Source organism: Simplicispira sp., from assembly GCF_028687295.1.
Classification (GTDB): Bacteria; Pseudomonadota; Gammaproteobacteria; order Burkholderiales; family Burkholderiaceae_C; genus Simplicispira; species Simplicispira metamorpha.
This window is the reverse complement of record NZ_JAQUAL010000160.1, coordinates 1-7382: the sequence shown is the minus strand read 5'-3', so window position 1 is coordinate 7382 and position 7382 is coordinate 1. Positions and strand designations below refer to the sequence as shown.

Sequence of the window (7382 nt, the reverse complement as noted above, 5' to 3'; positions counted from 1 at the left end):
GAAACCGGCAACCACATCCGCCGCACCCAGCTCTACGTCAAAGCCCTGGCCGAGCGTTTGCGCGCGCACCCGCGCTTTGAAAGCGTGCTCAACGAACGCATGATTGAATTGCTCTACAAGTCGGTGCCATTGCACGACATCGGCAAGATCGGCATTCCTGACCGCATCCTGCTCAAGCCCGGGCCGCTGGAGCCGGAGGAGTTTGAGCGCATGAAAGAGCACGCTGCCCTGGGCCGCAAAGCCATCGAAGGGGCCGAGCGGCGCCTGGGCATGCGGGTGCGCTTTCTGAGCGTGGCCAAAGACATTGCCTACAGCCACCACGAGCGCTGGGACGGCACAGGCTACCCGGAGCGCCTGGCCGGTGACGCTATCCCTGTGGCCGCGCGCCTCATGGCACTGGCCGACGTGTACGACGCCCTCATCCACCCGCGTGTGTACCGGCCTGCGGTACTGACCCATGAGCAGGCCTGCACCACCCTCGTCAAGGGCCGGGGCAGCCAGTTTGACCCCGACATCGTCGATGCCTTCATCGACATTGCCGAAGACTTTCGCCGCATTGCCCGCAATTACCCCGACCCGGTGTAACCGTGCTGCCGCAGGGGTACTGCGCAATCAGGGCTGGCCTGTGCAGTGGCTTCATGGGTACAGTTCAGTGCATGCTCACTGAAAACACCCATTTCAAAATCATTTACAGCGCTTTTCCGCGCATTGGAGACAAGCTGCAAACACTGTGGGGCAACCCGGAGTTTGGCCACTACATGAACACGCTGCTGCGCGATACCCGCGACGGCGCTCGCAAGGGCTTTCCGGTCAACGTATTTTTTGCCCTGGATGCGCTGGCTGAAGACCATTACCAGGCGTTTCCGGCCCTGCGCCCGCGCACCGACGTCTGGGCCGAAGAAAGCGGCGACTTGCTGCAAACGCAGCACAAGCTGCGTTAGGGCCGCCGCGCTGCGGCTTGTGTAGCGTGGTTCAGAACGGCGCGTCTTGTGCTGGTGACACAGGGCTGGCGCTGGCTGCGTCGGCAGCGGGCGCTGTTTCTGCGGGGGCTGCGGGGGCCTCGCTGCCCTGCAACGGGGCTGCCTGGCGCAGCGCGGCCTTCTCGCCGGCACCGGCAAACTTGCTGTATTTGCCCAGAATCGGCACCAGCTGGCCGTAAATGCGTGGGCAGCCCGCCAGGCACTCTTGCTGCTCCAGAAAATCCGATTCGCCCGTGAAGTTGCCCACCAGGCCGCCTGCCTCGGTCACCAGCAGCGAGCCCGCTGCCACGTCCCAGATCGACAGGCCGGTTTCAAAAAAGCCTTCGGTGAAGCCTGCTGCCACGTAGGCCAGGTCGAGCGCCGCAGCGCCGGGGCGGCGCAGGCCCGCAGTGCGTGGCATGACGTCGGCCATCATGCGCAGGTAATTCTGGAAGTTGTCGCCGGGGCGGAACGGAAAGCCGGTAGAAATCAGGCTGTCCTTGAGCTGCGTGCGCTTGCTCACACGGATGCGGCGCTCGTTCAGGTAGGCGCCGCGGCCCTTGGTGGCGGTGAACAGGTCGTTGCGCGAGGGGTCATAGACCACCGCCTGCTCGACCTTGCCGCGCACGGCCAGCGCAATGCTGACGCAATAGACCGGAAAGCCGTGGATGAAGTTGGTGGTGCCGTCCAGCGGATCGATGACCCAGACAAACTCGGAATCCTTGGCGCCATACTCGCTGCCCGATTCTTCGGCCAGGATGCCGTGGCCGGGGTAGGCCGTCAGCAGCGTCTCGATGATGGCTTTTTCGCTGGCGTGATCGACTTCGGTGACAAAGTCGTTGATCTGCTTTTGCGAGATGCGCACTGCCTCCACGTCCAGGGCCGCACGGTTGATGAGAGCGCCGGCGGCGCGGGCAGCCTTGATGGCCACGTTGAGCATGGGGTGCAGATTGGACGACATAAATTGTGATGTGAGCGCGCCCGCACGGTAGCAGGCAGGCACGCGGACCAGGAACGAGGGAAGTCGCAGCCTGGCGATGCGGGCTGCGACAATGGGGCCGCAATTTTACCCATGCCGCCGCGTCCGCGCTTTTCCTGCTTCTTCCTGCCGCCATGAAAACCCGCTTCATCCTGATCCAGACCAGCCACGCTGGCAACGTTGGCGCTGCCGCCCGCGCCCTGAAAACCATGGGCTTTGATGACCTGGTGCTGGTGGCGCCGCGCTGGCCCAATGTGCTGCGGCGCGAAGAAACCATCCAACGCGCCAGCGGTGCGCTGGACGTGCTGCACAACGCGCGCATCGTTGCCACGCTGGACGAAGCGCTCGACGGCATGAGCCACCTGTGCGCCACCGCCATGACGCCGCGCGACTTTGGCCCGCCCACCTCGGCACCGCGCGCGCATTTTGAATCGCTCCTGAAAAGAGAGCGGCTCGCGCTCACTGCGCAAGGGCTGGAGGCCAAAAACACTGAAAATCCTGCGCTGGGCGATGGCGTTGCCACCTCCGCAGAAACCGGCGTGGCCTTCTTGTTTGGCTGCGAGCGTTTCGGCATGGCCAACGAAGACGTGTACCGCTGCCACGTGGCGCTGCAAATTCCCACCAACCCCGGTTTTGGCTCGCTCAACCTGGCAGCGGCCATCCAGGTGATTGCCTACGAATGGCGCCAGGCGCTGGGCGGTTTTGCACCGTCCGAGGCCACGGCAGGCGCCCCGGCCCCCGCGCCCGCCGTGGTGCGCGCCGATGCCGCCCAGGTCGCGGGCATGCTGGCGCATTGGGAGCAGGCGCTGGTGCAGATTGGTTTTCTCGACCCGGCGGCGCCGAAAAAACTCATGCCACGCCTGAACCAGCTGTTCAACCGCGCGCAATTGCAGACCGAAGAAATCCACATCCTGCGCGGTGTTGCCAAAGCCATGATCGAGGCGGCGCAGGCAAAGCACTAAACTGCTTTTCCTTTTGCACTGCTGTTTCGCCCCATGTTCACCCGCCTGCGCTCCGACATCCAGTGCATCCTTGAGCGCGACCCCGCCGCCCGCAGCAGCTGGGAGGTGCTCACCTGCTACCCCGGCCTGCACGCCCTGGTGCTGCACCGGCGCGCCCACTGGTGCTGGACGCACGGCTTCAAATGGCTGGGGCGCTTTATCTCGCACACCTCGCGCTGGCTCACCGGCATTGAAATCCACCCCGGCGCCAAAATTGCCCCCTGCGTGTTCATCGACCACGGCATGGGCGTGGTGATTGGCGAAACCGCCGAAATCGGCCCCGGCTGCACCATCTACCACGGCGTTACGTTGGGTGGCACCTCGCTGTACAAGGGCGCCAAGCGCCACCCCACGCTGGGCAGCAACGTCATCGTGGGCGCGGGCGCCAAGGTGCTGGGCGGCTTCACGGTGGGCGATGGCGCCAAGGTGGGCAGCAACGCCGTCGTCACCAAACCCGTGCCGGCGGGCGCCACCGCCGTGGGCAACCCGGCGCGCATCATCCAGGCCGAGTCCGACGCGCGGCGCGAGGAGGCAGCCTCCAAAATGGGCTTCTCTGCCTACGGCGTGACGCAAAACGACGACCCGCTCTCGCAGGCCCTGCGCGGCCTGATTGACAGCGCGGGGGCGCAGGAGCACCAGATTGCGCTCTTGTGGCAGGCCATTGAAAAGCTCTCCTCCACGCCCCAGCCTGGCAACTGTGTGCCCGGCGACGCCGCCCGCCACGAAAACTTTGCCGCCGACAAGTTCAACGCCCTGATCGACAAGTAGAGCGGCCAGCGGTAGCGCCCGCGACAGGCCCGTGCCGCTGCTGCCCCTACCATTTCCAGCCCCGTCAAACCTTCTGGAGACCGTACCGATGGATGTGTTCCACGCCTTGCAGCAGCGCCGTTCTGTGCGCGCCTTTTTGCCCCAGACCCCCAGCGCCGATACCGTGCGCGCGCTCATGGAGGGCGCTGCGCGCGCTGCCTCGGGCGGCAACCTGCAACCCTGGCGCGTGCTGGCTTTGACTGGCGAACCCCTGGCGCAGACGCTGCAAGCCGTTGCCCAGGCGCAGCCCGAGGCGTATGCCAACAGCCTGTCGTACCCGCCCGATCTGTGGGAGCCCTACCGCACGCGCCGCTTTGCCAATGGCGAAGACCTCTACCGCAGCATCGGCATTCCGCGCGATGACAAAGCCGCGCGGCTGGAGCAGCTGGGCAAAAACGCCGAATTCTTTGGCGCCCCCGTGGGCTTGTTCATTTGCGTCGACCAGCGCATGGGCCTGCCGCAGTGGATGGATTTGGGCATTTACCTGCAATCGCTGATGCTGCTGGCCGTGGAAAACGGCCTGGCCACCTGCGCCCAGGGCTTCTGGCGCCGCTACGACGGCGCCCTGGCCGCCCACCTGGGCCTGCCCGCCAACTACAGCGTGGCCGTGGGCGTGGCGCTGGGCTTTGAGGACACGCAAGCGCCCATCAACACCTTGCAGGCCAGCCGCGCGCCCTTTGAAGAATGGGCCGAACTGCGCGGTTTCTGATCGCCTGCGCGCACCCACAAAAAAAGAGGGCTACTGCAAAGTAGCCCTCTTTTTTTACTCCTGATTTGGTAGCTGCTTGCGCTTATCCTGTGGGCGCTGGGGCCTGATTTGGCTGTTATTTTTCTGGGAACTGCACGCCAAGGCTCAGGTGCGCGCCGGGCGCTGCGCCTGCTTGGGCCGGAAGGCCTTGCACACGGCCTCGCGCGTTTCCAGGTACGGCCCGCCAATCAGGTCGATGCAGTAGGGCACGGCGGCAAAAATGCCCGGCACCAGCTGCGCACCGTCGGCGCTTTTGAGACCCTCCAGCGTCTCGGCAATCGCCTTGGGCTGGCCGGGCAGGTTGACGATCAGGCACTGGTCGCGGATGACGGCCACCTGGCGCGAGAGGATGGCCGTGGGCACAAACTTCAGGCTGATCTGGCGCATCTGTTCGCCAAAACCAGGCATCTCTTTGTGTGCCACGGCCAGCGTGGCCTCGGGCGTCACGTCGCGCAGGGCCGGGCCGGTGCCGCCTGTGGTCAGCACCAGGCTGCAACCGGCTGCCACCAGTTCGAGCAGCGTGGCGCTGATGGTGGCTTGCTCGTCGGCAATCAGCCGCGCCTCGAAGGTGATGGGGTTGTGCAGCGCACGCGTGAGCCAGTCTTGCAGCGCGGGCAGGCCCTGGTCGGCATAGATGCCGCTGCTGGCGCGGTCGCTGACCGAGACGATGCCGATCTTGACGGCCTCAAACATCGCCATCCTCCTGCGGCGCCTCGTTGCCATCGGCATCGTCAGGGCCACCCAACTGGGTGCGCACCAGCACAAACAGCTCACGGTAGGCGCGGCCCTTGCGCGGTGCCAGCCCTTGCGACTGGGCCACGGTGGCATCGTGTGCGCCGGGGGCGTCTTTGCGCGCCTGGCGGATCAGCGCGCGCAGCTGCTGGATGTCGGTGCCGGGGTGGTGGGCAATCCATTCGGCCTGGGCGCTGTCCTCGGCGATGAGGCGGTCGCGCCACTGCTCGGCCAGGTGCAGCGCCAGCTTGTCGGCGGCCGAGCCGCTGCGCTGCTCTTGCAGGGCGGTGCGCACGGCGGCCACGGTGTCGTCATCGAGCTTGCGCATGAGCTTGCCCACGTACTGCATCTGGCGGCGCTTGCCTTCAAAGTTGGTGATGCGCCGCGCCTCGGCCAGCGCTTCGACCAGTTTGTCGGGCAGGCCGATGCGGGCGAACAGGTCAGCGCGCAGGCTCAAAAGCTCTTTGCCCAGGTCTTGCAGTTCGTCGCTTTCGCGCTTGAGGTCGGTGCGGCTCGCATCGGGCGTGCCTTTGAGTTCGGCTTTGAGCGCGATGTCCATTTCGCTGCCTTCGGCAACAAACTGGCCGCGCACAAAGTAGCCTTTTTTGGGTTTGCGTGACATGGTGAAATCCGGGAGGTGAGGGCGTTTGGGAGGCGTGTGGCGGCCACGGGGGCAGGGCCCAACGCCAGCGCCCCCGCTCGTACAGAGCTGGGGGCGCGCGCAAGTATCATAGCCGCGCCATGAAATCAACACGCCCTGCCGCACCCCGCACCCGCCGCGCCGCTCCAGCGACCGCACCTTCCCCCCAGCATCCCGAGCGCGTGAGTGCCGCTGACAGCGGTTTCAGCTACAGCCGCGCGTTCTTTGAAGACCTCGTCGATAGCGCCCTGGCCCACGCCAAAAAAGTGGGTGCCACCGATGCCGGTGCCGAAGCCTCCGAGGGCTGCGGCCTGTCGGTGAACGTGCGCAAGGGCGAGCTCGAAACTGTGGAGCGCAACCGCGACAAGTCCCTGGGCATCACCGTGTACCTGGGCCACCGGCGCGGCAATGCCAGCACGTCAGACTTCTCGCCCGCCGCCATTGAGCGCACCGTGCAGGCGGCCTACGACATCGCCCGCTTCACCGCCGAAGACCCGGTGGCCGGTTTGCCCGCCGAGGCCGACATCGCCCCGCCCGAGTCCCACCGCGATCTGGATTTGTTCCACCCCTGGGCCTTGACCAGCGAAGAGGCCGCGCGCATCGCCATCGAGTGCGAGGCCGCCGCCTTGGCTACGCACAAGCGCATCACCAACAGCGAAGGCGCAGGCGTGTCGGCGCAGCAAAGCCATTTTTTCAGCGCGCACACGCACGGCTTTCGCGGTGGCTATGCCACCTCGCGGCACAGCCTGTCGGTGGCGCCCATTGCCGCCTTGCCAGGCCGCAACGCCGACATGCAGCGCGATGCCTGGTACAGCTCGCAGCGCAGTGCCACGGAGCTGGCATCGCCCGCCGCCGTGGGCCGCTACGCTGCCCAGCGCGCCCTGAGCCGCCTGGGCGCACGCAAAATCGCCACCACCGAATGCCCGGTGCTGTTTGAGTCCAATCTGGCCGCCGGGCTGCTGGGCGGTTTTGTGCAGGCCGTCAGTGGCGGTGCGCTCTACCGCAAGAGCACGTTCTTGCTCGACTCGCTGGGCAAGCAGATTTTCCCCAAGCACATCGACATCCTGGAAGACCCGTTCATCCTGCGCGGCAAGGGCAGCTCGCCGTTTGACGAAGAAGGCGTGCGCGTGGCCGCGCGCAAGGTGGTGGATGCGGGCCGCGTCGAGGGCTATTTCCTCAGCAGCTACTCGGCGCGCAAGCTGGGCATGCGCACCACGGGCAACGCAGGCGGCTCGCACAACCTGGTGCTGACCTCGCGGCGCACCAAGGCCGGGGACGACCTCACGGCCATGCTGAAGAAGCTGGGCACGGGCCTGTTCGTGATCGAGCTGATGGGCCAGGGCGTGAACTACGTCACCGGCGACTATTCACGCGGCGCCAGCGGCTTTTGGGTAGAGAACGGCGAGATCGCCTTTCCGGTGCATGAAATCACCATCGCCGGCAACCTGCGCGACATGCTCAAAGGCATTGAAGCCGTGGGTGCCGATGCCTACAACCACGGCGCCAAAACCGTGGG

Annotated in this window: 9 protein-coding genes; 6 read left to right on the top strand and 3 right to left on the bottom strand. The window is 65.8% G+C overall.

The window, feature by feature from the left end; translation table 11 throughout:
* On the top strand, positions 1–585 hold a 585-nt coding region (locus PHX69_RS14160; RefSeq protein WP_288044503.1), incomplete at its 5' end, for an HD-GYP domain-containing protein.
* A gap of 71 nt (positions 586–656) precedes the next feature.
* Complete coding sequence (locus PHX69_RS14155) at positions 657–941, top strand: hypothetical protein (RefSeq protein WP_288044501.1); 285 nt, start codon at positions 657–659, stop codon at positions 939–941.
* Positions 942–972: 31 nt separating this feature from the next.
* Here PHX69_RS14155 and PHX69_RS14150 read toward each other — a convergent pair whose 3' ends face one another.
* The gene (locus PHX69_RS14150) at positions 973–1920 is read right to left on the bottom strand and encodes an inositol monophosphatase family protein (RefSeq protein WP_288044500.1); all 948 of its coding nucleotides are present in this window, start codon (positions 1918–1920) and stop codon (positions 973–975) included.
* A 152-nt stretch (positions 1921–2072) separates the two neighbouring features.
* On the opposite strand from PHX69_RS14150, the gene PHX69_RS14145 reads away from it, so the two are divergent.
* The 3 genes from PHX69_RS14145 (at position 2073) to PHX69_RS14135 (ending at position 4455) form a co-directional block, all read left to right on the top strand.
* A complete protein-coding gene (locus PHX69_RS14145) occupies positions 2073–2900 on the top strand; it encodes an RNA methyltransferase (protein WP_288044499.1) in 828 nt (275 codons plus the stop codon).
* Between the two features lie 33 nt (positions 2901–2933).
* Positions 2934–3707 carry a serine O-acetyltransferase gene (gene cysE / locus PHX69_RS14140; RefSeq protein WP_119014199.1) on the top strand — a complete coding sequence of 258 codons (774 nt, stop codon included), beginning with the start codon at positions 2934–2936 and terminating at the stop codon, positions 3705–3707.
* Between the two features lie 88 nt (positions 3708–3795).
* The gene (locus tag PHX69_RS14135) at positions 3796–4455 is read left to right on the top strand and encodes a nitroreductase (RefSeq protein WP_288044497.1); all 660 of its coding nucleotides are present in this window, start codon (positions 3796–3798) and stop codon (positions 4453–4455) included.
* Positions 4456–4599: 144 nt separating this feature from the next.
* Here the strand turns inward: PHX69_RS14135 and mog are convergent, their stop codons facing one another.
* Complete coding sequence (gene mog, locus PHX69_RS14130) at positions 4600–5193, bottom strand: molybdopterin adenylyltransferase (RefSeq protein ID WP_288044495.1); 594 nt, start codon at positions 5191–5193, stop codon at positions 4600–4602.
* Entirely contained in the window at positions 5180–5848 is a 669-nt protein-coding gene (gene yjgA, locus PHX69_RS14125) for a ribosome biogenesis factor YjgA (protein ID WP_119014196.1), read from the bottom strand. The genes mog and yjgA overlap by 14 nt, the downstream gene beginning before the upstream one ends.
* Positions 5849–5967: 119 nt before the next feature.
* Between yjgA and pmbA the strand changes: the two genes are divergently transcribed.
* Positions 5968–7382 (top strand): metalloprotease PmbA (pmbA, locus tag PHX69_RS14120; RefSeq protein ID WP_288044493.1); only part of this gene is annotated, 1415 nt, incomplete at its 3' end.

What these genes read in the sequence shown, in the direction of transcription:
- PHX69_RS14155 (WP_288044501.1), top strand. Translation starts at nt 657, where the DNA reads ATGCTCACTGAAAACACCCATTTCAAAATCATTTACAGCGCTTTTCCG.
- PHX69_RS14150 (WP_288044500.1), bottom strand. Translation starts at nt 1,920, where the DNA reads ATGTCGTCCAATCTGCACCCCATGCTCAACGTGGCCATCAAGGCTGCC.
- PHX69_RS14145 (WP_288044499.1), top strand. Translation starts at nt 2,073, where the DNA reads ATGAAAACCCGCTTCATCCTGATCCAGACCAGCCACGCTGGCAACGTT.
- cysE (WP_119014199.1), top strand. Translation starts at nt 2,934, where the DNA reads ATGTTCACCCGCCTGCGCTCCGACATCCAGTGCATCCTTGAGCGCGAC.
- PHX69_RS14135 (WP_288044497.1), top strand. Translation starts at nt 3,796, where the DNA reads ATGGATGTGTTCCACGCCTTGCAGCAGCGCCGTTCTGTGCGCGCCTTT.
- mog (WP_288044495.1), bottom strand. Translation starts at nt 5,193, where the DNA reads ATGGCGATGTTTGAGGCCGTCAAGATCGGCATCGTCTCGGTCAGCGAC.
- yjgA (WP_119014196.1), bottom strand. Translation starts at nt 5,848, where the DNA reads ATGTCACGCAAACCCAAAAAAGGCTACTTTGTGCGCGGCCAGTTTGTT.